The sequence below is a fragment of the Rhizobium sullae genome (genome assembly GCF_900169785.1).
In the GTDB taxonomy this organism is placed as follows: Bacteria; Pseudomonadota; Alphaproteobacteria; order Rhizobiales; family Rhizobiaceae; genus Rhizobium; species Rhizobium sullae.
Genome location: NZ_FWER01000041.1, coordinates 23,070 through 46,178, shown reverse-complemented (window position 1 = coordinate 46,178; position 23,109 = coordinate 23,070). Strand labels below are relative to the sequence as shown.

At 58.6% G+C, this 23,109-nt stretch carries 25 protein-coding genes; 11 read left to right on the top strand and 14 right to left on the bottom strand.

Features of this window, described 5'->3' with window-relative positions; genetic code table 11:
* The first annotated feature begins 385 nt into the window (after positions 1–385).
* From BN1800_RS27980 to BN1800_RS40640, 5 genes are all read left to right on the top strand, one after another.
* The gene (locus tag BN1800_RS27980; RefSeq protein ID WP_425299071.1) at positions 386–1,381 is read left to right on the top strand and encodes an ABC transporter substrate-binding protein; all 996 of its coding nucleotides are present in this window, start codon (positions 386–388) and stop codon (positions 1,379–1,381) included.
* A 26-nt stretch (positions 1,382–1,407) separates the two neighbouring features.
* Entirely contained in the window at positions 1,408–2,187 is a 780-nt protein-coding gene (locus tag BN1800_RS27975) for an ABC transporter ATP-binding protein (RefSeq protein ID WP_087002135.1), read from the top strand.
* Entirely contained in the window at positions 2,184–2,972 is a 789-nt protein-coding gene (locus tag BN1800_RS27970) for an ABC transporter permease (RefSeq protein ID WP_244564678.1), read from the top strand. Before BN1800_RS27975 ends, BN1800_RS27970 begins: the two co-directional genes overlap by 4 nt.
* Positions 2,973–3,135: 163 nt before the next feature.
* Entirely contained in the window at positions 3,136–4,134 is a 999-nt protein-coding gene (locus BN1800_RS27965; RefSeq protein ID WP_244564677.1) for an isopenicillin N synthase family dioxygenase, read from the top strand.
* Between the two features lie 63 nt (positions 4,135–4,197).
* The gene (locus tag BN1800_RS40640) at positions 4,198–4,347 is read left to right on the top strand and encodes a 2-oxoglutarate and iron-dependent oxygenase domain-containing protein (protein ID WP_179213910.1); all 150 of its coding nucleotides are present in this window, start codon (positions 4,198–4,200) and stop codon (positions 4,345–4,347) included.
* Positions 4,348–4,847: 500 nt separating this feature from the next.
* On the opposite strand, the gene BN1800_RS27960 is transcribed toward BN1800_RS40640, so the two are convergent.
* From BN1800_RS27960 to BN1800_RS27950, 3 genes are all read right to left on the bottom strand, one after another.
* Positions 4,848–5,078: a type II toxin-antitoxin system RelE/ParE family toxin gene (locus tag BN1800_RS27960; RefSeq protein WP_425299070.1), complete on the bottom strand. Its 231-nt coding sequence runs from the start codon at positions 5,076–5,078 to the stop codon at positions 4,848–4,850.
* Positions 5,079–5,125: 47 nt separating this feature from the next.
* The gene (locus BN1800_RS27955; protein WP_087002094.1) at positions 5,126–5,404 is read right to left on the bottom strand and encodes a CopG family ribbon-helix-helix protein; all 279 of its coding nucleotides are present in this window, start codon (positions 5,402–5,404) and stop codon (positions 5,126–5,128) included.
* Positions 5,405–5,900: 496 nt separating this feature from the next.
* Positions 5,901–6,215: a GNAT family N-acetyltransferase gene (locus tag BN1800_RS27950; protein ID WP_244564676.1), complete on the bottom strand. Its 315-nt coding sequence runs from the start codon at positions 6,213–6,215 to the stop codon at positions 5,901–5,903.
* 143 nt (positions 6,216–6,358) lie between these two features.
* Here BN1800_RS27950 and BN1800_RS27945 point away from each other — a divergent pair, with 143 nt between their 5' ends.
* The 3 genes from BN1800_RS27945 to BN1800_RS27935 all read left to right on the top strand — a co-directional run bounded on the left by BN1800_RS27945 (position 6,359) and on the right by BN1800_RS27935 (position 8,076).
* Positions 6,359–6,691 (top strand): type II toxin-antitoxin system PrlF family antitoxin, encoded by a 333-nt coding sequence (locus BN1800_RS27945; protein ID WP_087002092.1) that lies wholly within the window; start codon positions 6,359–6,361, stop codon positions 6,689–6,691.
* A 2-nt stretch (positions 6,692–6,693) separates the two neighbouring features.
* On the top strand, positions 6,694–7,191 hold the full coding sequence (locus BN1800_RS27940; RefSeq protein ID WP_087002090.1) for a type II toxin-antitoxin system YhaV family toxin: 498 nt from the start codon (positions 6,694–6,696) through the stop codon (positions 7,189–7,191).
* A 327-nt stretch (positions 7,192–7,518) separates the two neighbouring features.
* The gene (locus BN1800_RS27935; protein ID WP_087002088.1) at positions 7,519–8,076 is read left to right on the top strand and encodes a hypothetical protein; all 558 of its coding nucleotides are present in this window, start codon (positions 7,519–7,521) and stop codon (positions 8,074–8,076) included.
* Positions 8,077–8,280: 204 nt separating this feature from the next.
* Here BN1800_RS27935 and BN1800_RS27930 read toward each other — a convergent pair whose 3' ends face one another.
* Positions 8,281–8,769 (bottom strand): type II toxin-antitoxin system VapC family toxin, encoded by a 489-nt coding sequence (locus BN1800_RS27930; RefSeq protein WP_244564675.1) that lies wholly within the window; start codon positions 8,767–8,769, stop codon positions 8,281–8,283.
* A gap of 77 nt (positions 8,770–8,846) precedes the next feature.
* Positions 8,847–9,263, bottom strand: coding sequence for a hypothetical protein (locus tag BN1800_RS42870; protein ID WP_244564674.1), 417 nt, complete (start codon positions 9,261–9,263; stop codon positions 8,847–8,849).
* Positions 9,264–9,528: 265 nt separating this feature from the next.
* Between BN1800_RS42870 and BN1800_RS27915 the strand changes: the two genes are divergently transcribed.
* Entirely contained in the window at positions 9,529–10,008 is a 480-nt protein-coding gene (locus tag BN1800_RS27915) for a GNAT family N-acetyltransferase (protein WP_087002084.1), read from the top strand.
* Positions 10,009–10,294: 286 nt separating this feature from the next.
* Here the strand turns inward: BN1800_RS27915 and BN1800_RS27910 are convergent, their stop codons facing one another.
* The 3 genes from BN1800_RS27910 to traI all read right to left on the bottom strand — a co-directional run bounded on the left by BN1800_RS27910 (position 10,295) and on the right by traI (position 13,311).
* A complete protein-coding gene (locus BN1800_RS27910) occupies positions 10,295–11,650 on the bottom strand; it encodes an amidohydrolase family protein (RefSeq protein ID WP_087002082.1) in 1,356 nt (451 codons plus the stop codon).
* Between the two features lie 35 nt (positions 11,651–11,685).
* Entirely contained in the window at positions 11,686–12,447 is a 762-nt protein-coding gene (locus BN1800_RS27905; RefSeq protein WP_244564673.1) for a response regulator transcription factor, read from the bottom strand.
* 228 nt (positions 12,448–12,675) lie between these two features.
* Positions 12,676–13,311, bottom strand: coding sequence for an acyl-homoserine-lactone synthase (gene traI / locus BN1800_RS27900; RefSeq protein WP_087002081.1), 636 nt, complete (start codon positions 13,309–13,311; stop codon positions 12,676–12,678).
* A 191-nt stretch (positions 13,312–13,502) separates the two neighbouring features.
* Between traI and rctB the strand changes: the two genes are divergently transcribed.
* Entirely contained in the window at positions 13,503–13,907 is a 405-nt protein-coding gene (gene rctB, locus BN1800_RS27895) for an SMa0974 family conjugal transfer regulator (protein ID WP_087002079.1), read from the top strand.
* Positions 13,908–13,975: 68 nt separating this feature from the next.
* Positions 13,976–14,182 carry a hypothetical protein gene (locus tag BN1800_RS27890; RefSeq protein ID WP_087002077.1) on the top strand — a complete coding sequence of 69 codons (207 nt, stop codon included), beginning with the start codon at positions 13,976–13,978 and terminating at the stop codon, positions 14,180–14,182.
* Between the two features lie 766 nt (positions 14,183–14,948).
* Here the strand turns inward: BN1800_RS27890 and BN1800_RS27880 are convergent.
* The 6 genes from BN1800_RS27880 to BN1800_RS27855 all read right to left on the bottom strand — a co-directional run bounded on the left by BN1800_RS27880 (position 14,949) and on the right by BN1800_RS27855 (position 23,063).
* Positions 14,949–16,097, bottom strand: a complete 1,149-nt coding sequence (locus tag BN1800_RS27880) for an alginate O-acetyltransferase AlgX-related protein (RefSeq protein ID WP_087002075.1) — start codon at positions 16,095–16,097, stop codon at positions 14,949–14,951.
* Positions 16,098–16,111: 14 nt separating this feature from the next.
* On the bottom strand, positions 16,112–17,548 hold the full coding sequence (locus BN1800_RS27875; RefSeq protein WP_087002073.1) for an MBOAT family O-acyltransferase: 1,437 nt from the start codon (positions 17,546–17,548) through the stop codon (positions 16,112–16,114).
* A gap of 233 nt (positions 17,549–17,781) precedes the next feature.
* The gene (locus BN1800_RS27870; RefSeq protein ID WP_087002071.1) at positions 17,782–18,972 is read right to left on the bottom strand and encodes an AGE family epimerase/isomerase; all 1,191 of its coding nucleotides are present in this window, start codon (positions 18,970–18,972) and stop codon (positions 17,782–17,784) included.
* Between the two features lie 15 nt (positions 18,973–18,987).
* Positions 18,988–20,376: a tetratricopeptide repeat protein gene (locus BN1800_RS27865; protein ID WP_179213909.1), complete on the bottom strand. Its 1,389-nt coding sequence runs from the start codon at positions 20,374–20,376 to the stop codon at positions 18,988–18,990.
* A gap of 89 nt (positions 20,377–20,465) precedes the next feature.
* Positions 20,466–21,920: a phosphomannomutase gene (locus BN1800_RS27860; protein WP_087002067.1), complete on the bottom strand. Its 1,455-nt coding sequence runs from the start codon at positions 21,918–21,920 to the stop codon at positions 20,466–20,468.
* A gap of 33 nt (positions 21,921–21,953) precedes the next feature.
* Positions 21,954–23,063 carry an alginate lyase family protein gene (locus BN1800_RS27855; RefSeq protein ID WP_084606626.1) on the bottom strand — a complete coding sequence of 370 codons (1,110 nt, stop codon included), beginning with the start codon at positions 23,061–23,063 and terminating at the stop codon, positions 21,954–21,956.
* Positions 23,064–23,109: the final 46 nt, after the last annotated feature.

Here is a 23,109-nt window from a genome sequence, read left to right as displayed (position 1 = left end):
GCGCAAACCTCCGACAGCCTGGATTGGCGCCTTTGTTAGTCGTAAGGCGCGAAAGGCAGCAAGAGGAAATGCCGACAATACAAGCTTGAAGATGCTTTGCATATATTTTGTGCGTCGATGCCCCTTATGGATGCATGGGTGAAAAGGCGGGACGAAAAATCCGGGAAATTCCTGGTTTTCACTTGGCACACTGATTGCATCCCTTCTGCCGAGTAGAAGCGGTCAGAGCCGTATGGCTCGGGACATTGCTCGGGAAACGGTTCTGAAAGGGACTGCCGTGCTGCCTGCTGCTGCTCGAAATCATCTGAACCACATCCGAGTTGCGCGCGTGCATGGCATATCGCCATGCACTTGGCTTCAGCTCGTCCAACAATGAGGGGAACAATTGATGCTTCGAAAGCTGTCGCGGATCCTGCCGGCAACCCTATTGGCCGCTGGCGCGCTCGTTTCCAACGCCCTTGCCGCCGACAAGGTGGTCTTCCAGCTCGACTGGCTGCCGGGCGGCGACAAGGCGCCGATCTATGTCTGTATTGAGAAGGGCTTCTGTGCGGAGGAAGGCATCGAAGCAACCGTGGCGCCGGGCCGCGGCTCCGCCGAAGCGATCACCCGGCTCGCCGCCGGCACTTCTGACGTCGGCTCCGCCGATATCGGCGCGCTGATGGCGGCGAAGGTCACCGACAAGGTCGGTATCACAGCCATCATGTCGATCTTCAACAAGGGGCCGCACGCCTTCTTCGTGCTGAAGGGCGGCAACATCAAGAAGATCGAAGACGTAAAGGGAAAGAGGGTGGCGACATCGCCTTTCACCTCGTCGAACGTGTTCCTGCCGTTGGTGCTGAAGGATGTCGGCCTCGACGAGGGCGACATCACGCTCACCAAGACTGATCCGGGCGCCCTCGGCCCAATGCTGATGACCGGCGCCACCGATGTCATCATCGCCTGGACGACCAATGTTGCGATCTTCACCAACCAGGCCAAGGCGGCCGGCAAGGAGATCGACATCTTCACCTGGGATGCGGCCGGCCTGGAACTTTATTCCGCCTGCCTGCTCGCCTCCGACAAGTTTATCACCGAACGCCCGGAGGTCGCCAAACGCTTCGTGAATGCCTTCAAGAAGTCGCTGGAATACGTCAAGCAGGATCCGGACGGCGCGGCTGCGGCTGTCGCCAAGCTCGTGCCGGAACTAACGGTCGCCGACGTCAAGGGCGCTATTCTCGACACCATGTCGCTGGAGTTCAACGAAGTGACCACCAAGGACGGTCTCGGCGCCTTTGAGCCGAAGCGGCTTGCGACCACCTGGGAGCGCGTTTCGGCAGCCCAGAACCTCGACAAGACGGCCCTCGATCCGGCCAAGGTCGCCAACACGAGCTTCCTGCCCTGATGAACATGGCAAGCCCCACTCCGGCCATCGCTCCGCCGGCATTGTCCTTCAAAGGGCTCGGGCAAGTTTACCAGACCGGCTCCGGTCCGCTGGAGGCACTCCGCAGCGTGGACTTTTCCGTCGACCGCCACCAGTTCGTGGCGGTCCTCGGGCCGTCCGGCTGCGGCAAATCCACACTGCTGCGTCTGATCGCCGGGCTCTTGAAGCCCACGAGCGGCGGTGTGGAAGCCTTTGGTCACCCGATCACCGAGCCGCGCGACGACATCGGCATCGTCTTTCAGAAGCCAACTCTGCTTCCCTGGGCCTCGGCCGAGGACAATGTCGTCTTCCCCGTGAGGCACAAGTCAGGCCGGGTTACGCGCGAAGATCGCGAGAGGGCGCGCGACCTGCTCGCCAAGGTGGGGCTGGCGGGTTTCGAAAAACGGCTCCCGGCGGAACTTTCGGGCGGCATGCAGCAACGCGTCGGCATCGCCCGGGCGCTCCACATGAACCCGGACATCCTTCTGATGGACGAGCCCTTTTCGGCGCTCGACGCGCTCACCCGCGAGGAAATGGGCTTCGAACTGCTGCGCATCTGGGAGGCCCAGCCGAAGACCGTACTTTTCATCACCCATTCGATCAGCGAGGCGGTCCTGCTCGCCGATCGCGTGCTGGTCATGAGCGGGCGTCCTGGCAGCGTCATCGAAGACATCAGCATCGAAATCCCCCGCCCGCGGGACATGGAAACATCGAGTTCCGCCGAGATGCAAGATTATGCCGGACACCTGCGCAAGCTGCTGCTCAAGCGGCCGGAGACCATATCATGAGACAGGTTCCATCCTTCCGCTCGCTGATGGACATGCCCTTCCTCCTGCCGACGGTGACTTTCGCGCTGATCGTTATCCTCTGGCAGCTCGCAACCGACGTCTTCGCCATCCCGAGTTACATTCTGCCCTCGCCCACCCGGATTCTCGGTGGCTTCGAACAGATCGATCTCGCCCGCTGGACGGACCATGTCTGGGCGACGCTCCGGATCGCGTTGATCGGATACGTCCTATCGATCGCGATCTCGTTGCCGATTGCCATCATGCTCGTGCGTTCGAAACTGCTATCGCGCGCCTTCTATCCGATCCTGGTGGTGATCCAGTCGGTTCCGGTGGTGGCGATCGCGCCGATCATGATCGTCGTGCTCGGCTCCGAAGACGCCCCGCGCATCGTCATCACCTGCCTCATCACCTTCTTCCCACTGGTGGTTTCGACCGCAACGGGCCTCATGGCGACGCCGGAAGAGCTGATCGAGCTCTCGAAGAGTCTCAGGGCTCCCGCATGGCGCGAGATCACGCAGATCCGAATTCCCTATGCTGTGCCCTATATCTTCTCGGCCTTGAAGATCTCCATCACGCTCGCAGTGATCGGCGCGGTAGTCGCCGAATTCGTCGCGGCCGAAAAGGGGATCGGCTACTTCATTCAGTTCTCCACCTCCTTCTTCAAGCTTCCGGAAGCCTGGGCTGGCCTCGTGATCCTGGTGATCATGTCACTCGTACTTTTCCAAGTGGTGGCGATCGTCCAGCGCGTCTTTTTCCCCTGGAGCCTGGCAAAGGAGGGACGATGAACAGGGCAACGGCAAAAAGGAGGTAAGACCGGCACTTAGGGGCCGCCTGCCCGCACGAACATGAGACCGGAGTAGAAGCAGTCAGCGCCGAGCGCGCGGGTCATTGCTCCTTTGCGAAACGGCCGGACCGCCCGATGTGGCAGGCCAGAACCGAATGGAGATCATGATGCAGACCAGTGCAGGTCAGAACGAACATACGCTCGCGGAATTGAAAAAGGAGAAAGGTTTCGGCGGTGCAGGGCTCGAAAAGGCGCGCATCGTTCCGCGCATCGACATGGGCGACTACGAAAACCGCAAGGTCGAGATCGCCGATGAGCTTTGGGAGGCCTCGACCAACAGCGGTTTTTTCCAGCTTGTCAACCACGGCATTCCGCAGCAGGCGATCGACGAGGCCTTCGAAATGTCGGCGCGTTTCTTCGCCCTGCCGGTGGAGGTGAAGGGCAGATATCCGCTACGCCCGGGCTCCAATGCCGGCTGGGAATACAAGGCACAGATCCGCCCCTCGACCGGCACGGCCGACCAGAAAGAGTCCTATCAGATCACCTTGCCGCGCATGGTCGACCTCTGGCCGACCGGCGAGGAACTCTCCGGCTTCAAGGCCGTCATGCTCGCCTTCGAACGCTACAACTGGGCGCTCGGCATGAAAGTGCTGGAATGCTTCCGCATGAAGCTCGGCTTCAAAGTGGATTTCTTCACCGAGGCGCACGACCCGCAGTCTCCGGACTATCTCAGCACGCTACGCCTGCTCCACTATCTCGGCATGGAGAATGCCACCACCGAGGACCTAAACTACTGGCGCGCTGGCGCGCATACGGATTTCGATTGCCTGACGTTGCTTCACCAGCGCCCCGGCCAGGGCGGCCTTCAGCTTTGCCCGGGCAAGGAGTCCGACAAGCTGGAATGGACGGATGTCGAGCCGCTGCCAGGCGTCGTCACCTGCAATATCGGCGATATGCTGATGCGCTGGAGCGACGACAAGCTGCTCTCCACCCTGCATCGTGTCCGCATGCCGAAGGAAGGCGAATCTCTCGGTCCGCGTTATTCGCTTGCCTTCTTCTGCCAGGCGAACCGCGATGCCATCATCCAGGGACCGGAGAAGCGCTACGAGCCGATTACGGCTTACGATTACCTGCAGCAGCGCATCGCCGCCAATCGGCTCTGATTCCCAAGGCGGCGGCTGTTCCGGCCGTCGCCGCTTCTTCCATCCGTCTTTGGAGATTGCCCCATGAATTCCATGCTGGATGCCCGGCGGATCGATGCCGCCACCCTGCCCGTGATTGACGTTTCCGGCCTTTCCTCGTCCAGGTTCGAGGACCGCAAGGCCGTGGGTACAGCGTTGCGTGCCGCCTGTACCGACACCGGCCTCTTCTATTAGTAGTTGGACGCCGCTTGCGGTCACCGCGACGATGCCAAATGTGCGCCCTGTGCCCTGTGCCCTGTGCCCTGTGCCCTGTGCCCTGTGCCCTGTGCCCTGTGCCCATGAGGACGATGGTAACTAAGGCGATACGACGGCGATACTTTGTCAAAAGTTCCAGACAAGCTTCGAAGGATTGGCCCGGAGGCCCCTCGATGCGGCATCACCGGCTCGCGCTAGTTCCTCCTGCTCCGGCAGGCGACGTCGTGGGGATCCAAATCTTGCGGTCGCGAGACGACGAGACATTCCTAGACCCGTAGCGGCCATCCCGTCCACTCCCTGGATACGCCACCATGCCCCCCTCAACAGCCCAAGGGATCGGCGAGTATCTCGCTACAGAATCCTTCTCAAATGTCTCGCCGGAGATCATTCACAAGGCAAGCTTTGCGTGCTGGATTCGATTGGCTGCCTGCTCCTGATAAGAGCAAACGATTGCCGGAAAATCGACAACGGCGGTGCTATCAGAAGCCAGCTTCCTTCTGGTGGCGCACGGCGAGGACCGTCAAAATATCGTCATCAATACGGTAGCGCGCAATATACCCGCTGTCTCCAAAATCAATGAGCCATTCCCGATATTGATCAGGCAGGTCTTCAACGAGGCGTCCCGCGTAGGGATGTGCGCCAAGGGCCTGCACAATTTTGAGAATAGTTTCGCCTGCTCGCCTGGCTGCCGACGGGTTTTTCGACCGCAAGAATTCCCGAAGTCGTTCGAGGTCACGAATTGCAGCCCGGGAGAAGATTATTTGTGGCATTCCGGTGCGGCGCGCTCGTCGTCAGTGCCCCATGTCGAAAGCCATTTTTCGACATCATCCGATGCGACGTGCAGGCCGGTCGTCTGAAATTCATCCCAGGCGTCCAGTGTCTCGCGCCGCAGCGCCTCCCGTTTCTCTTCCCGTTCCACATATTGCGTAATCGCTTCACGCATGATCCAGTGAGACGAGCGGCGACGAACTTCGGCCAAGTGTTGGACGCGGCCTTTTAGCTCATCATCAAGCTTGAGCGAGGTCGGGGATGCCATGGCAGCTTCCTTAGTTAAAGGTAATACCAAGCGCTAACATAGGTTCTGTCATTGCGCTTGTCCATGACGCTGCTGAATTGTCGCGCTGAGACTGGGGAGGTCCCTTCGAACATCGCTTTCGAACGCCAATCCAATCCCGGACAACGTAACGAGATCACCGGCAGGAGCAACCTGGCTGAGCGAATACTTTTTGTGCTGGCTCATGGTCGGTATCGTGCCGGGCTGCGAACGTTTGTCGACGGTACCAAGGATGTCTTTCTCGCAGAACGCTCGGCTTGGTGAATGGCCGGCAGCGGTTCCGTTTTCGACCTCGTCGGAAATCCCGACGACTGGATCAGGCTTGGACAGGACTCGGCCAGGATTGGCGTAGAGTTCCAGACCCAGGACCAACCGATCCGGAGCGCCGGCTTGACCTTTGAACGCGGGACCAGGCTTCGCAAGTTCGCGCACTGAATCCAAATGTGTACTTTGGCTGTTCGGCCTCTCTCGGATTGTTTCAAATTGCCCTCCCCCAACCCCACCACTCAAATAGTTCAGCTACGTCCGCCATCGGTCGGAACAACTTCAACGGCTGGTCGGGAAACTGCAAAAAACTCTCCCGCTCATAGAAGCGGCGTGCATTCTCATCCTTGGCGTCAACGATGACCGCGAAAGAGGCGATTTCACTGCGGACAGCGCGAAACAGAGCATCCGCCAGAAGAAAGCGGCCGTACCCCTTGCCCTGCTGACGCCGGTCGACAGCGAGGCGCCCCAGCAGTGTTACCGGAATAAGGGGTAGCGTGGCAGCTTGCGGACAGTCTGAGCAGGCCACTCGCCCACATTCACTGCTGTTGACGACAGCGTGCAGTAGCCCGGGACGGCGCCATCGGGCACCCGCGCTGTGAGCGAGACAGATATTGACAAAGTAAGGATTTTTCCTTACATAATAAATCACATATTAAGTGGGAGATCGCAATGGTCGCGCTGCTGAAGGTAGAAAGCACCATAACGGCCAAGGGCCAGACAACCGTCCCGAAAGCCGTTAGACAGGCGCTTGGCGTGGACTACGGCGGACGCATCGCGTTTTATGTGGACGATGAGCGGCGGGTGTATGTCGAACGTGCCGATGAAGAGGTCTCCGATCCCGTTATCGAAAAGTTTCTGGCGTTTCTCGCACGCGATATGGAAGCGCGTCCGGAAAAGTCCATCGTCGAATTACCGGCTGCGCTTCGTAACCGCGTCGCCGCGTTGACGAAAGATATGAAAGTCGATTTGGACGCTCCGATCGAAGGCGACGTCGCGCTGTAGCCATGCTCGTCATCGATGGTTGGACCATCCTCGCTCACCCGCTATTTCTCGATCAGCTGGAAAAGCTGACTCATGCGGTTGAGGCACTGAAAGCGAAAGACCCAGAAGAGTACCAGAAAAGCGCGAACGCAAAGTTGCTTGCCGCGCTCAACGAACTTGTCTTCAGCAAGATCCCTTCCGATCCGACGTCCAACGCCTATCGTCAGGGCAAGACGCTGGGCGGCGACAAGAAACACTGGTTTCGCGCAAAATTCGGAAATGGGCGGTTTCGCCTCTTTTTCCGATATAATACGACCGCGAAAATCATCATCTTCGCGTGGGTGAATGATGAGGAGACCTTGAGAACTCGCGGCCCCAAAACGGACGCCTACAAGGTCTTCAAGGGGATGCTCGATGGCGGCAATCCGCCTGACGACTGGGCGGCCCTTCACAAGGCCTCAGGCCGCCTAAGGCCACAATCAATCAAAACCAAGACTCTCCCTCAACCCGGAGGAGATTAGGGTCTCAGGTCAGGACGAGGCCGATCCTTTCCTGTCGCCGAACGACCAGTTCGCCAACTTCGAGGCACGACGATGACCGTCACCGCGCGATCCTGATACTCCACCGATCTGGTACACACCGTACGCAACGAGTCATTGCATGACGCACTCATTGACACGGGCGCAAAGACCAATGTTTAGTCTGAGTGAGGGCCGCAGCCCGGCAGCCTCGCGCTCAACGGCGGGCTCGCGAAGCTGCAGGAGAGCGGGAAACACTGACCGGGTTCTGGAATCAGGGTGCGTCGACAAGCGCCTTGCGCGACCCTCACGGCCAATGGGAGCAGACTCATGACAGCAGAGAAAATCCGCTCGCCTGCGGCGATCGCCCGAAGAGCAAAGCGCGAGCTCAAGGAATATGCCTTTCTATCCGCGTATCTGTACGTCTGCTTCGGAGCACTCGTTCTTTACAAGATAGCGATCCTTGGCGGACAGGGTGTGCATTTCTCGGCATTTGGCATCCCGGCAATTAAAGCTCTCATCCTCGGCAAATTCATCCTGCTCGGCCACGTCCTCAAGTTGGGTGAAGGAGATACAAGGCGGAGGCTCGTTTCCGTTATACTCTACAAGGCGATGCTCTATCTTGTTCTGCTCATCGCCCTCTCGGTCGTCGACGAGGCGATCGTCGGGCTCAGCAACGGCAGAACGATCGCCGCCACGCTCGCGGAAATTGGAGGCGACAAGCTGCCGGAGATGATGGCGACGAGCGTGATCATGCTGCTGATACTCATCCCCTATCTGGCTTCAAGGGAACTCGACGTCGCGCTTGGCGAGGGGAGGCTGTGGGATCTGCTGCTCGCATATCGCGACCGTATCGATCATGACCGACCAGTAGTCTCGAAAGAGTGACGTTTGCTGTAGCGGCCTGCACGATGTTGACGAGCGGTCAAGCTTCCGGAGGAACTCGACAATTCCAGATGCGGCCGCTTTGGGCTTGTTCTAAGGGAAGGAGATGGGCTGCCGCAGGAACAGTGACGAGCGTGGTCGGCGGGGTTCACAGCAAGTCCAGAACTCGGTTTCGCCGACGGGACAGAAAGTGCGGGGTGCACCAGGTTAATCGCTCGAGCGATAGAACAGGGTCCGACCCGTCGGCAGCAACTGAAGCAGACAGTCGAAGTCACTCACATTGGCAGTGAGAACGGTGAGGCCGAGCTTTTGCGCCTGCAAAAAGAGGACGCAGTCGTGAAGGGCGCGTGGGCGGGCATCGCGCTGGTAACCTTGCAATCGACATAGCATCCCAGACAGGAGAGCCGCGCGTCCCAGTATATCGGCATCCGGCGACGCGAAGATGCGGTGCGCCGGCATTTCACGGATCATCCTCCTGATCTGCCGAACCGCCGTCCTCGTGCCGGGATGCTCGGGATCGAGCACGCCGACAGTGTGCATCAGTTCCTGGACAGCGATTGTCGAATGATTGCTATGGCGGATGTCGAGCAAGTCCGCAACGATGTCAGGGGCACGTCCCTGCAAACCATCTATGTAGACGCACGTGTCGAGAAGGAGTTCTTGCCCGGCCTCCGCCACATCACCGAGGAACGGCAACTCATCATGGCCGCGCCAAGGTCTTTCCCGGATCGAACCGTGCCCAACGGGCCGCGTCGAAGTCGAAGCCTGACACATTAGAACCCGAGCTTCAAATCAGGATCGACGGTCCGCCGTGTCTTGCGGAAAGTGGATCCAAAATTGTCGTCGAGAGCTACGTTCGCCAGGGCGAATGCGATGAGATTGGTATTGGTTTCAATGCCTGTGTGCTTCTTCGCCTGCTCAATAAGCGCGGGACTGATACGGCCCCCTATTCGCTTGCTTTTTTCCCCGAGCAGGCCGGAATGTTCGGCAGCTCCCATCACGGCTTTAAAGCGTGCTTTACTTATCGCAACGAACTTTCCAGTTTTTACGTGACGTCCCGCCTTTGTCAGAAGACCGTCGTCCCCTGCGGTCGGCTTCTTGGAGATGCTTCGCTTTCTCATGACCTCGGACTCGTCCATGTCCAACAAAATTAAATCTTGTCGAACATAGCATTCACAGTCTTTTTTCAAGAAGGTCTTTCTTTGACTGTGCGCTTGAGTACTGTAGCGGACGCCAAGGCCCGCTTTGGGGCTGGTCCGACATTAATGCGTCGACGTGTGGGAGGTTGGTGCCGGCGGTATTCTGGAACTGGGAGGACGTCGATCCAGCAAACGAGGTCAGCGATCAGTGGTTCGTCGCGGGGCTTGAATGCAGTGGTAACGGCGAGAGCTATCCAAGCGAAATGTGGGGCCGCGGAGCGCATTTCAAAAATCAAAGAGGTTGTGAGGGATTTACATGGCATTGACCATACGTGAGGCTGTGCGCGCAGACGCCGCGACGCTGTTCGGTTTTATCCGCGAATTGGCGATTTACGAAAAGGCCGAGGACGAGGTCACGGCAACCGTCGAGACGATCGAGGAATCGATCTTTGGCGAACGCTCCGTTACGCGAGCGCTGGTTTGCGAACAGGATGGCCAAGCGATTGCCATGGCGATCTGGTTCTTCAACTATTCGACGTGGCAGGCTAGGAACGGCATCTATCTCGAGGATCTCTATGTGACGCCGAAGGCGCGCGGGTTGGGTGCCGGCAGGGCACTGCTGAAGCAGCTGGCGCAGATTGCGCAGGAAAACGGCTGCGGCCGCTTCGAGTGGAGCGTTCTGGACTGGAACGAGCCGGCGATCCGCGTTTACGAGGCGATCGGCGCAGAGCCGCTGCAGGAGTGGATCCGCTACCGGATGTCAGGAGACATGCTGAAGAGCTTTGCCGATACCTAAAATGTGGGATTCGCGTCCGGCATCTACATCGATCTGCGTTTCGCGCCACGTGCACTCGCAGGGCTCTTTGGCGGCGACGGATGCGGCTTTGTACGCGGCAAAGGAACGGGGCCGCAATCAGATCAAGGTGCAATCCCCTACTGACCAGATATCGGCTGCAAGAGCAGGGTGATAATCTACCTGCCGACCTCCGCGGGTTCACCGTGGTGCGTTGCCGGTGCCCTTGGGACAGAAATGCAGTGACTGAGCCAAGCTTGCAACATCAAGCTTCGTTTTGGTTTTTCCGTCAGACCGGCGCGCCGTTCCTGACGGCAACACGCCCATCGATTACGACATGCCTGACACGACCAAGGTTCACGTGGTCAACAACGGTCAGATCGGCGCGCTTGCCTTTCTCTATCAGCCCACGATCCCCTGCCATTTGCGGGAAGACGGCCGCGACATTCCCGGTGGCAAGCGCGACTCCTGCAGGCGCAGACAGTTGTCCGGTTTTCACCATCCGATGCATTGCCTCGAGGATCCCATCCCAATGACCGCCGGCGAAGTCGGTCGAAATCGTATCCACGCAGCCGGCATCGATGAGCGCATCCAGATTGGCGGCGTCATTGCGCCACTGCGTGCTAATGCAGTCCAGCGTAGAGACGTCTATAATGGCACCCTTGCTTCTCAAGTCGGTAGCAACCGAGACGGCCTCATCCGGCAGGAAGCTCGGATGATTGCTGTGTCCGGCGACTATCCGCGCGTTTGGATGTTTCTCAACAACCGCGCATAAGCGTTTTGCGGATGGCGCCGCGTTGTGAAAAATTGCGGGATAGCCGACCCTCTCCGCCTCCTGAGCGATCTCCTCGAAACCGTCTAGGGAAAGTGCGACGGATGGCATTACAGATCGTGTGATGATTTCGCGGATGCGCTCCGTTGTGACATGCGGGGACAAGCCGCCACGTTCCAGCTCATCCTCCAGCATCGAATCCGACATTCCACCGGCTTGATCGAGAAAACGGCCAAGAACAGCATCTTTCAAGCGTCTTGCCGTTGCGGGCGTCACCTCTATCCCAGTCTCCCGCAGGACCGCTTCCGGAATGAACCTATATTCCTGAGCCCCGCCGCCCAATGTCTGCCCGCCGCCAACCTCTCCAAGTGCAACCGCGCCGGCTGCAAGCATCTCATCGATCGTCGCATTGAGGTGCGGCACGGATAGGCCTCTACCGTCGACCGCAAGGGCTGCCTGGATGTTCTTGAGGGTATGAGCGGTGGATACGCGAATATCGATCTGATGGCGGACCTCGCCATAAGAATAAACCTCATTGGCCATTGCCAGACCACAGACATTCAAAAGAGTGGTTGTCCCCTGAAGGAGATGCCGGTTGCGAAAGTAGGCGATGTCGTCAGCATTGAACGGCGGCGAGCCGCTCGGCATCGACGGCCCGCAAATGCATCCATGCGCATGCGCATTGATGATGCCTGGAATGACGATGCCGTCTGTCGCATCAATGACTGTTCGCGCCGCGATTTCGTCGCTCGTGTCGGCACTCCCGATGTGGATGTCTGCAATCCGACCGTCCCTGACGTAGACGGTCGCTCTTTTGTGAAAGGCCTTGCCATCGCCGGTGATGAGGGCTCCATTGCGGACAACGATATCCATGACGAATGCTCCTTTTCGAAGGCATTGATCCAGTGCTAACCGTCGGCCTCTTCGTCGTGCCGATCCGCCGTCGGGTTTGAATTGCCCGGGCATGAGGCATCCATCATGTACCCGGACGACCGTATCGTCCGGATCACATCAGAACCGCCGGACACGTTCAACGCCTTGCGCAGCCGTCCGACGTGCACGTTGACCGTCTTGATCTCGACGTAGCGCCGCTCCGGCCAACCGGCTTCGATGAGTTGTGCGCGGCTGCAGGCTTGCTCACGATTCTCCATCAAAAATTGCAGCAACCGAAATTCGATCGGCCCGAGATGAATGCTGATACCAAAACGCCTGACACTGTGCCGGACGGTATCGAGTTCGATTCCCGCGTAGGTGAGAAAGCGCCCATCTCCCGACCACCGATGTGACCCGGGCTGGAATAGGACGCGATCACGCAGAAATTCGAGCAGCTTGGAAGGTGCAACCGGCCTTATGAAGTTTTCGTCGATTCCGGCCTTCAGCAGATCGATGAACCGGCCCTCCGCGCCCGGTCCGACAAGGGCGACGGTCATGATCCCCACGGTCTGCGGCTCCTGTTTCAGCCTCAGGCACGCCTCTGGCGCTAAAGTCTCGCCGGAGCGGCAATCGAGCAGAACCGCATCGACCGGCGTTTCGCACGCGAGATGGACGATCTCCTCCACGCCTGAGCCCAATGTCACGTCATATCCTTCGGCTTCCAAAATGTGGACAAGCAGCAGATAGTAGTCCGCATCGGTTGAACCGATGAGAATCTGTGGCCTCCTCGACGTCAATGCTCTCTCCCTGCTCGGCGCCACGTTCCGATCGCTCAAAATAATCCGCCTTCGGCTGAACAGAGCCCGAGCCGCGACGAAGGGCTGAAGGGCATATGCGAGCTTGCCGAATTTCGCAGACGCTTCGCATATTGTGGCTCCTGGCTGCATGCCGATACGGCTCGACAAGGGGTACCTTAGCGGAACGCAGCGCGTCTCCTATTCCCATTCCAAAAAGCAGTCGAGCCGTTAGACTCGCATCATGCAGCGACATGATCGCGTTCCAATTGCCGATCGGTAGCCGACGGGGCGAAGGCGTTCGAAACTTTCAGCGTTTGCAGGAAGGGTTCCCGCAACAGCCATGGTATTTCCAATGGGACAGGGCGCGCCAAGACGCTGCATTGGCCACCCAGCACGTTTGAGGATTCGTTCGAAACGCAAATCGGTCGCCGTGACAATCTCATGAAAGCCACTTGCGATCGACCATTCGATAATGCCTGCAAACATCATGCGCGTTGTCCTGTGTAGAAAGCCGCCCGCATGATTTTGGGCGATTGACGTATCGACGCAGAAGCGTGAGCTTTCGACCATGCGAGCATGCACCTTAAGGCTGCGCGATGACAGCAGCTGTGGAAATGTGTTGGCGAGCATTGTCGGGCCTGTCGCCGGAAGAAGCCTGGCGCAACCCGCAACCTTGCCCGCCGACGAGACCGCAAGGATGTAAGTCGGATCGAGTTGGTCGTACTCGTCAGCCTCAAGACCGTTCCTGACCTCTACATCCCAATTCAGTCTGTCGCGGAAGACACGCGTACGCAGCCTGTGCATTGAATCGATCAGGTCAGCAAACTTACCACAAGCGGTCACCCGAAAAGCCATTATCTGCATGAGCAGCTCCGATAGAAATTGGTTCGCTCCATATTGGACACCAGTCTCCTTCCGTAGGCGACTAATAGAATTAGCAGTCGAGTGCGCCGGCAAACCGTGCACTAAATCAGGACGACGGCGGCATCAGGCACCTGTCCTCAACGGCCGTTGGGGCATGGGCTGTCCCGGCAACTCAAGGAGGTAACGGTCTGGTGGCAACGAACGGGCGGTCGACATTTAAAGCCGAAACCCATAGAAATGCCGCCGAGAGCTATATCTTGGCGTCGAATCCGTGCGACCTCGTTGAGCAGATTACCCTGCCGATTTCCCATCTCGCCCGGAGGGTCAATGGCAACGGGACGGAACGGACGCTAGTCTTCGACGAAGGCAAGGCAATCGTCCGGGGTTTCGAGGGGGGCCTCCTGCTGTGGGTCTGTGCCAGCACTCTCGTCGTCCGCCACGCTCTTCAGATACTGCTTGAGAGCAGTCTCTTTCTCGCAACGTCGGAGAAGCGGCTCGAAATTTCTTGGTATCCGAGTGTCGGCAAGCCCTTTGCGGTCGTCGAGGGGCTGCTGTTTTGCGACGCCTCGCAACGACGGCCTCCCAACAATGGTTGAGCCGCGGCCATCTGACAATTGACAGACTTGCGATGACGCGGGATATCTCCCCCTGAGTCGAGGGAACAATGAAAATTCAACCGCTCTTCAGCCCTGCAGTCATCTTTGCCGGGTTTTTCGTCTTGCAAGCTGCGTTGGCCGATGACGTGCCATCCTCTGACCCGACCTGCGCGGTTGTAAACGAAGCAAGAGCCAATATGCGCAAGGGCAGCGGATACCGCGAATTAATCTACCAACCCATGAAAGGCGGACGAACCCGGGAATACCGCGAGTAGGTCATTTTGCCTGACAAGATTTATTGGAGATTCAGCGGGCGGACCGAGTGGAAGACATCCGATCCTCCGGGTGTTCGGCGATACACAAAGTGCACAGTCATCAAGGACAAGGATGGATTCCACTATTTAGCCAATTGGCATGGAGAAGAGAGCCTGGCTTCGGCGGAAGTGTGGTTGACGCCCGATCGCAAGAAATTCGCGAAGAATATTCGTCGTTTCCGGCGTGGTGAATTGGTCTTTCCGTTTTCGGTTGTAACGTCAATATTCGACTATGATGCCGAAAAGGCGAAGCCACCTGCTGGTATGGAGTAGTGGGGATCAGCGTTAGAACGTGAAGGCCGGGGCTATTTCCACGTTACCCCGGCCAAGAGCATGGCCGGCACCGCGTTACCAGCCGTTCGCCAGCGCACAGTGAGACAGGATGCGCCGGCCGCCGAGGATATTCGTAGATTGTCGTAGATCAATTAGAGCCCGACAGATGGCGCCAATCGTCCGCAACACAACGGCCGGCCGGGAGCTGGCAAATGTGCGATGGGGCCTCCGAGCTCGTTACAGGTACTACTCAGACGGCGAGCAAAAGAGCGGACGCGCTGCGGAAGAAAGACAAGGATTTCCAAGAGATCCTGGGAATGGAACCGGACGGCGGAACAACCAATGTCCGCAACGTCGAAAGCAGGCATTGGAAGCGCTGGCACGGCGTCGAGTTTCGTTGCGTCGTTCCCTTCACGGACTTCGCTGCCAACATCGACCATTTAACGCACCCGCTTCAGTACGCCACCTCATCGAAATAGCGAAGTGGCATTTCCCATACGACATATTTGAGATGCTTCTGCTGGTGGAGCTTCTCTTTGAGGTAGGTCTCCATCGGGGTGAACGGCCCTTTTCCTTCCTCAGCGAAATTGACAACGTCGACTTTCGCCTCCACCTTCAACTGGGCTTCGAAGCTCCATTTGGCATTGGCGCTGTAGCTAGAGCCTACTATCGCTATCTCAGGCCCCTCATCGTCGTCGGATATCAGGTCGTCAAGGCTGGCATCCGGGGTCACGGCGGCAAGCGACGTCAGAGGATCGCCGGGCATGGGGACGAAGCGCTCAAAGATCGAGAACTTGGCGAACTTGTAGAGGTCACCCATGTGCACGATTTCTCCTTCTGGCTTCAACGCAAATTCTTTGTGCTTCAGCTCGGAATCATGTGCTAGCACCTGAGCGACGGAACGGGCGGCCACACCAGCGCCGTGCACAGTCCAGTGCGTGTCGGACTTCAGGAAGACCGGCTTTTGTTCACGAGCCTGTCGGAAGGCCTTCTGCAGATCGGGAACCGGTGCACCCATATTGCTCAGCCGCAGCCGCACGCTTTCATAATAGTGCTCACGTGACGAACGCCCGGCGACATTGCCGAGCTTATCGCGATAAATGTCCGCCTTTTCCGGAACCAAAACAAGAATAGGCTCCACACCGGCCCCTCTTAACGTGGAAAGCGTGTCCTCGACGAAGCTTAGATGCTTCTCAAGCATGCTCAAGGATTTGCGGTTCCAGCTGAATTCCTCATCACTGAAGAACCAGCCGTCGCTCCCCTTGATCAGTCCCTTGCGCGCTTCGCCAAATACCTTGAAGCTTATGAGGTTCAACAGACCGGTGGAGAAGTCCCTAATCGGGAAGGTATCTTTGTAAATCCTCTCGACCGCCAATGCCTCACGCCCCTGGACGACGTCGGCGAGGGAACGCTTCGACTGCATATGCTCAGCCACCTCCTTGCTATTCCAGAAGTGACCGAGGACCGCAACGCCGCAACCAAACAGGATAAAGATCGACAGAGCTGGGAGGTAGGCCAGTGTCCCCTTCAGACTAAGTCCGTCTTTTTTCGGCGTGAGTGCATCTATTTCGCCGGAAGTTATAACCTGAGAGATCTCGTCCATATCAGGGACTCTCCTTAGAACTGAAAATAGAGGAAGGGTGTGTCGCTATCGGCCACGAGCTTGACGATCGCAGCCAGACCGAGAACGGCCGCGGTAACTGCCAGGACCGGATTGACATGCGGATAATCGATCCCCCCGACGTACACCAGTTCGTTGGTCGTTTTCAGACCGAAGAACCGGCGCAATTGCGGCTCGCCAAGCGCCGTGAGAATGCCTACCACCATCAGCAGAAACCCAAAGTTGGGAAACTCCCAGGCATAGTCGCTGCGCAAACCAAATCCATTCCGCCCGACCATGCCGGCGAGCATGCTCATCGCTTCGGTCATATTGGCCGAACGGAAGAAAACCCAACCGATGACCACGAGCAGCATGGTGAAGAGCCAGGACGAAACGCGAAAGGGCGCACTGGCCGAAACCTTGAAATAGCGCTCCACCGCAAGCCAGAACCCGTGCCAAGCCCCCCAAACCAGGAAGGTCGTATTTGCTCCGTGCCACAGTCCTCCAAGCACCATGGTTGCCGCTAAGTTGAAATAGGTGCGTCCAACGCCTTTTCGGTTGCCGCCCAGCGAAATGTAGAGATAGTCGCGTAGCCAGCTCGACAGAGAAATGTGCCAGCGGCGCCAGAAATCGGTAATGTTGACGGATCTGTAGGGCGCGTCGAAGTTCTCGATAAAATGGAAGCCTACCATCATGCCGAGTCCGATCGCCATGGACGAATAGCCGGAAAAATCGAAATAGAGCTGGAGCGTGTATGCTATGGCGCCGAGCCAGCTCTCTGCCATCGTCGGATTTGGGATCGAAAAGGCCGCGTCAGCGACCGGAGCGATCGAGTCGGCGATCAGCACCTTTTTGGCAAGCCCCGTCATGAAGCGCATCGCACCGTAGTTGAACTTCGCCCAGTTGTGTTCACGGCCATAGAATTGCTCGGCAAGATCGGAAAAGCGCAGCACCGGACCGGCGATCTGATGCGGAAAGAAGGCGATGAAGGCCGCATAATCCGCGAAGGTCCGCGACGGTTCGAGATCGCGCCGATAGACATCGACGACATAGCTGACGTTGTGGAAGATGTAGAAGGAGATGCCGATCGGCAGGATGACGTGCGGCAACGACCAGCTGTAGGGCTCGCCCTGATTGAACATATAGGCGCTGCTGTCGGCGAAGAAGTTGAAATACTTAAAATAGAAGAGCAGCGCGAGGTCGCCGGCGATGGTTGCGACGAGGAACAGTCTTCGCCTTTGCTGTGTTTGAGCCCCGTGGATCAACAGCGCCGCGCCATAATTGAACGCTGTCGTGGCCAGCATGAGCAGAGAGAAATCCACCCGCCACCAGGCATAGAAGCAATAGGAGCCAATCAGGATAAAATAGGACCTATATCGAACCGGGCAGGCGTAATAGAGCGCCAGGAACAGCGGCAAATAGACGAAAATGAAGATGACCGACGAAAAGACCATGTCCGCAACCTCTCCTAGTTCTGGCGGGAACTCGGGCGGCAACCGGCGCGGTTCGATATGGCCGGCGCAACCTCCCGCGAGAACGAGTAAAATGCGCATCCGGGCAAAGCTGCGCCCTCATGGTCAGAAGCAAGATCAGTGGCCAAGTTGATGTCCTCATTTTGTGATTGCCGGCCGGTGGCGAACCATTCCGTTCGGCCTGTCGGGTCAAAGCAGACCGGCAAAGCCGGAATTCACTGCAACTCTTTTAGGGTGTCGTCGACTTCGTAGATCGAGCAAAGGATGTGGTAGAAACTGCTGGCAGGCGCAGGCTCGTTGACAAACTGCCCGCTCGGCGGGAGTTTGTCGTACCAGAGCCCTGGAATGTCTGTGGCGAGGAATTTGCGTAGCGCGGCTGCCGCCTTCGCTGCCTGGCGCAGATAGTAGGTCCGCTGCTCGCCGCGGCTGATCTGGGCGAGCAGCGCGGAAGCCTTCAGCCACTCGGTCTGCGGCCAAAGCCTGGCGACGTGGTCAGAAATCGAAAAATCGTCGAACAGCCCCATGAAGGCTACCTGTCGCTCCTCGCAGACGCCGTGTTCGACGCCGATTTCGAAAAGTCGCTCGGCGACTGCAATTGCCTTCGGGACATCGCGCGCAATCCCCCAGCGGGTCAGAAGCCATGCCCATTCGAATTGATGGCCCGGCTCGACGATCCGCCCTTTATCACCGGGAAAGGGTGTCCAGTCACGGTCGAAGAACTCCCTGAGCGCTCCGGTCTCCTGATCGATGAACCGCGTCATTGCGAGATTGGCGATCTCATCGGCCAATGCAGTCCAGGGTGTAGGATCGGCGGCGACCCGCTCCCAGGCGAGGCAGGCCTCGAAGAGATGCATGTGCGGATTGGAGCACAACGGCAGCTTGACGGGGCAGTCTTCCTCGAATCCAGCTTCCGGATGGGCATATTCCGCCTTCAGCGTGCCGAGCAGGGCGCGCGCCTTTTCTTCCATCGCGTCCTTCTGTTCGGGGGCGGACAGGGCTAACTGGGAAAAGGCGAACAGGGCGAAGGCCTGATTGTAGAGGTCGAAGCTTTCGTCGATCATCTCGCCCGAAGGGGACGCGACACTGCCGAAGAACGCATCGCCCCTGCGATAGACGCGCTCGAACCACGAAAATCCGTGCTGGATCAGTTCGCGCCAATCGACAGACAGATTGCGCGCGCCGGCCGCGGCAAAACAGTAGATCTGCCGCGGATGCACCCGAGCCCTCCGGTTGTCCGCCATGCAAGGCGTGCCATCCAGCCCGATCCGTTCAAAGAAGCCTCCAGCCTGCCGGTCGTAGCCGACCTCGTACCAGAGCGGCAGCGCGTCACAGTGCAACCAGTCGCGCAAAAGAGAGACCTCGTCCGAAAAGGCGGCCAAGGCGCGTGAATACTCAGCGTCCAACATTCGCCGATGCTCCCGTTAGGTCTTGGATTTGAGATAAGTCAGGGCGAAGGGGTCACCCTGCCCCGCTGCCTCGTTGAGATATTGCAACGCCATCTGCTTGGATTGCGGATTGCCACCATTCTCGTAGAGATCGACGCCGAGCTCGTATTGCGACTTGGCGTCGCCCGCGTCGGCTGCCCGTTGCAGCCACTTGAGGCTTTCTGTCCGATCGGCAGGCTTGAAGCCGCCGATACGGTAGAGGGAGCTTAGCGAGCGGGCCGCCTCGACATTACCTTTTTGTGCCGCCTCGACGACACCGTCGAACAGGATGTCAGCGGCCTGCCGCCCGGCTTCCGCACGCATCAGCTGGGAAATCATCAGGTCCAGTGCCTCGGGCTTGCCCTTGGAATAGGCCTTGACGAGGAGACCGTTGATTTCGCTTGGGTCGCCGCGCATACCGATGTAAATCGCGGCCAGTTCATAGGATGCATTCGGATCGTTGTTGCGCGCTGCTGCCTTCAGCGGTTCGAGGATCTTCGCCCGGTCCAGATCAGTCTTTGCGCTGCGATAAGCTTCCAGCAACTGCTCTCGCGACAGCACGTTGACGCCGGCGGACGTCGCAACACTGATCAGATAGGATCCGTCACGCCCGCCCGAGGTGGCACGATAGACGCGTGCGGCCAGTTGGCCAGCGCCCTGCTTGTCGAGCTTACGCGCCAGTTCAAGCCAGGCGTGACCGAGCTTCGGGTTTGAGCCGCTTTCGAGGCCGAGATATTGGACCCGCGCTTGGCGCAGGGCACGATCGGCCTTCGATGTCTTGTCCGCCCCGTAGTAATAATCGGAGGCAAGCGCGACATTGCCGGACTTCTCGGCCCGCTCGGCCAGTTCGCGGAACGCCTTCGTTGAACCTGCGGATGCCGCTTCGTTGAGCCAGGCGTCGGCGGTGCGGAACTCCCCACCTCCGATCTCACCTCGCTCAAGCAACTGCGCCAGGAGCAGCCTCGTGTTTGCGTCGGACTTGTCCGCTGTCAGCGGCAGATAGACCGAACGAGCGATCATCGGGACGTTCGCCGGACGATAGACCCCATCGAGATGCCCCTTGACAAGGCGGCGGCCGGAGCTGGCATCGCCGGCAAGTGCAGCGCGCTCGAAAGCGGTATAGGCCTCATGGCTCTTGCCGCGATCACGCGCCAAGTTGGCATAGGCGCGGTTGTAGCGGATTACCTCGTCTTCAGCCTTCGCATGCTGCGCGGCATAGGCAAGCAACGGTTCCGGATCACGGCGCGACTTGAAGCCCGCCTTCTCGTAACCGATCTGGGCCTTAGCGTCGTCATAAGCAAACTCAGGCGAACTCGTGCACGCGGCCGCTGAGATCACCATGGTTCCCACCATCAGTGCCTTACTCAAGCTCATCATCTTCTTCATTGTCAGTTCACCCTTACCCCTCAAATACATCCAACGGCGGCCCTAACCGATCGAGCGTCGGTCGATTCAATCCACCACCAACGCCGGCGTCAGGCCGGCCCTATCCCCATGTTCAGCACCGATCGGGCTGTGTCGAAGTCGCGCAGTAAACCCAGCCCTGTATCGAGCACCTGCGCCGTCTCCTCGAGGCTGCCGGCCTCGACATAGCAGCGCATCTCGGGAGCATTCCCGGACGGCCTGAAATGGACGATCCTGCCGTTGCTCAAAGTCACCCGCAGTCCGTCGAGCTCGCTGATCCCGGAGACTTGCCCCAGCGGGGCAGTAAAGCGTTCAAGATTAGTGTCATCAGCACGCAGCCAAGCCATCAATGCGGCACTCCGCTCAGTCGCAAAGTTCTCCAACCGATCGGCAGCTGTGAATGGCAGACCGAGGTCCAGTTTCAGCTTGGACAGCGCCTGGCCGGTAGCCGCCGCGGTGGCGAGCACGGCCAGAATGGGAAGGAACGAGTCACGTGTTGGCAAAGGCTCGAGCAAGCCTGACGCCACCGGAAAGGAGGAACCGGTCAACGTCCCACCATTGGCCTCGAAACCAACGACGCCTTGGTATGTCTTCAGTGCTTCTTGCATTGCGGCGACCACAAAGGGCGAGCCTACCTTGGTGCGCGCGACGTGACGGCCAAGCGCCTCTATGCCCGAGTTGGAGGTGACCGGCGTGACAATCGCATCGGCGCCGAGAAAGCGGGCGGCGATCAGACCGCATATGTCTCCATTGATCGGCGTGCCGGTCTCGTCGGCAATCAGCGGCCGGTCACCGTCACCATCGGCCGATACAATCGCGTCGAGGCAAAGCTCGGCGGCCCACTGTTGCAACGCCGCGATGGTTTGGACGGAGACGGCTTCCGTATCGACCGGAATGAAGACTTCGGATCGGCCTAGGCCGAACACCTCGGCCCCATAATAGTTCAGGATCTCGTTCAGCAAGTCGCGCGCAACCGTCGAATGCTGGTAGACGCCGACACGCATACCGGACAAGGCATTTTTTGGCAGCAAGGTCTTGTTGCGATCCATGAACAGCGACACGGCATCCGCCGCCCCATCGTCTTCCTTTGCCGAATCCGTCGCGACAGGCAGCTCCAAACCGACCAGTTCCTGGGCGATCGCGGAAATTCCCTGCTCGTGATTTTTGTCGATTTCTCCGTCAGGGAGGTAGAATTTGATGCCATTGCGATCGGACGGAATGTGCGAGCCGGTGATCATCACCGACGCAGCGCCCGTGCGGATCCCGTAGAAGGCGAGCGCGGGGGTAGGCAGATTGCCGCAGTCGACCGGCTGCAGGCCGTGTGCGCCAAGCGCCAATTTGACGTTGGCGGCGATCGCCGGACTGGAGTCGCGGAAATCATAGCCGACCAGAACGCGATCGCCCGGTTTTGCGATCCGGTTTCGCAGCAGAAAGGTTGCAAACGCTGCCGAGTAGACGAAGGAGGGCTTCCCCTTCAGATCCACAGACAGACCGCGCAGTCCACTCGTACCAAATTTCAGGCTCAAACCAGCCTCCTTGAAGCAAAACGCAATTAAAGGTCAGTCTCGTTGCGATACGTTGTAGAGGACGCTGACGCGTCCTCCGAGATTCGAGGAGAACAACGCCCCTTCGAACAGTTTTCCGTAAGCCTTTCTGTCCTCTGGATAATAATGCAGGTAGGCATCCAGCCATGCGATGCGATCAGGGCGGATCAGGCCGTTCTTGTCGCGCGGCAGTTTGACCTGCGGTTCTCCCGCCAGCATCTCCATCTTCGACGGGTCGTTGATTGAATCCAAGGCGAAGTGCGCCAGCCTCTCCAGGCCGTTGTCGCATTGCGACAGCGCATCGTATCCGTTGGCCTCTAAAAGCGACGCCATCATCACCAGAGGCCCGGCGGCATGGAGGTGGTAGTCGCGCGCCTTCTTCTTGCGCATGAGTTCGAGAGGCAGCGCACCGTCGGCCGTCACCTGACAAACGCCCAACTTGTAGCTTTCGAAGCCGAAATCCAGGAAATCCTTGCGCCCGATCGCAACTCCGACCGCGCTCACGGCAAACCCGCCCCAGTAGCGATGATTCTGCTTGTTAGAGTTGCGGTCGCCCGATTCCGTGTAGACGGGGATCGTCCGTTCGGCGAGGTCGCCCAGCCACTTTTCGATGGCACCGGTATCGAACTTGAGCAGCGCCGCAGCAGGGCGAACCTGAACATAGGCTAGGGCGGCACCGGCCAGAATTCGCGTCGTGCTCAGATAACTCTGGCGCGTAGTCAAATCCGAAAGCGCATCGGCCCGCGCCCAACTGTCCAACGCCTTTAGGGCACAGCTTGCCGCATCCAGACGGTTGCCATCTGTCTCGGTATAGTTGCTCGCATATTTCGTGACAAAGGCGGCAAACTGGCGCGTCAGGGCAATTGCGTTGTCGTAGCGCTCCTTATTCTTGGGATCGATCGTCGAATGGCTCTCGTCTTCATCCTCGTAGATGCTGGTCAGACTGAGCGAAATCACCGGCAAAGGTAGGCTGACCGTGCAGGTCGTCTTGCCATTGTTCTTCGCGACATGCCTTGCGAGCTCAAAGGGCACCATCAATGTGGCGCCCTGAACGGCCTGTGTTGTGCCCACCACGATAAAGGCACTTGCCAGAAGGCTAAATCTCGAAAGCTCGACCATTGCCATTTACTCGGTTCATTTCGTTGCATCGCCGGTTTCCAGCCCCGGTCTT

Bases quoted from the DNA above. Each gene is read 5' to 3' on its own strand.
- BN1800_RS27970 (WP_244564678.1), top strand. From the start codon at position 2,184: ATGAGACAGGTTCCATCCTTCCGCTCGCTGATGGACATGCCCTTCCTC.
- BN1800_RS27965 (WP_244564677.1), top strand. From the start codon at position 3,136: ATGATGCAGACCAGTGCAGGTCAGAACGAACATACGCTCGCGGAATTG.
- BN1800_RS40640 (WP_179213910.1), top strand. From the start codon at position 4,198: ATGAATTCCATGCTGGATGCCCGGCGGATCGATGCCGCCACCCTGCCC.
- BN1800_RS27955 (WP_087002094.1), bottom strand. From the start codon at position 5,404: ATGGCATCCCCGACCTCGCTCAAGCTTGATGATGAGCTAAAAGGCCGC.
- BN1800_RS27945 (WP_087002092.1), top strand. From the start codon at position 6,359: ATGGTCGCGCTGCTGAAGGTAGAAAGCACCATAACGGCCAAGGGCCAG.
- BN1800_RS27940 (WP_087002090.1), top strand. From the start codon at position 6,694: ATGCTCGTCATCGATGGTTGGACCATCCTCGCTCACCCGCTATTTCTC.
- BN1800_RS27935 (WP_087002088.1), top strand. From the start codon at position 7,519: ATGACAGCAGAGAAAATCCGCTCGCCTGCGGCGATCGCCCGAAGAGCA.
- BN1800_RS27915 (WP_087002084.1), top strand. From the start codon at position 9,529: ATGGCATTGACCATACGTGAGGCTGTGCGCGCAGACGCCGCGACGCTG.
- BN1800_RS27910 (WP_087002082.1), bottom strand. From the start codon at position 11,650: ATGGATATCGTTGTCCGCAATGGAGCCCTCATCACCGGCGATGGCAAG.
- traI (WP_087002081.1), bottom strand. From the start codon at position 13,311: ATGCAGATAATGGCTTTTCGGGTGACCGCTTGTGGTAAGTTTGCTGAC.
- BN1800_RS27890 (WP_087002077.1), top strand. From the start codon at position 13,976: ATGAAAATTCAACCGCTCTTCAGCCCTGCAGTCATCTTTGCCGGGTTT.
- BN1800_RS27880 (WP_087002075.1), bottom strand. From the start codon at position 16,097: ATGGACGAGATCTCTCAGGTTATAACTTCCGGCGAAATAGATGCACTC.
- BN1800_RS27875 (WP_087002073.1), bottom strand. From the start codon at position 17,548: ATGGTCTTTTCGTCGGTCATCTTCATTTTCGTCTATTTGCCGCTGTTC.
- BN1800_RS27870 (WP_087002071.1), bottom strand. From the start codon at position 18,972: ATGTTGGACGCTGAGTATTCACGCGCCTTGGCCGCCTTTTCGGACGAG.
- BN1800_RS27865 (WP_179213909.1), bottom strand. From the start codon at position 20,376: ATGAAGAAGATGATGAGCTTGAGTAAGGCACTGATGGTGGGAACCATG.
- BN1800_RS27855 (WP_084606626.1), bottom strand. From the start codon at position 23,063: ATGGCAATGGTCGAGCTTTCGAGATTTAGCCTTCTGGCAAGTGCCTTT.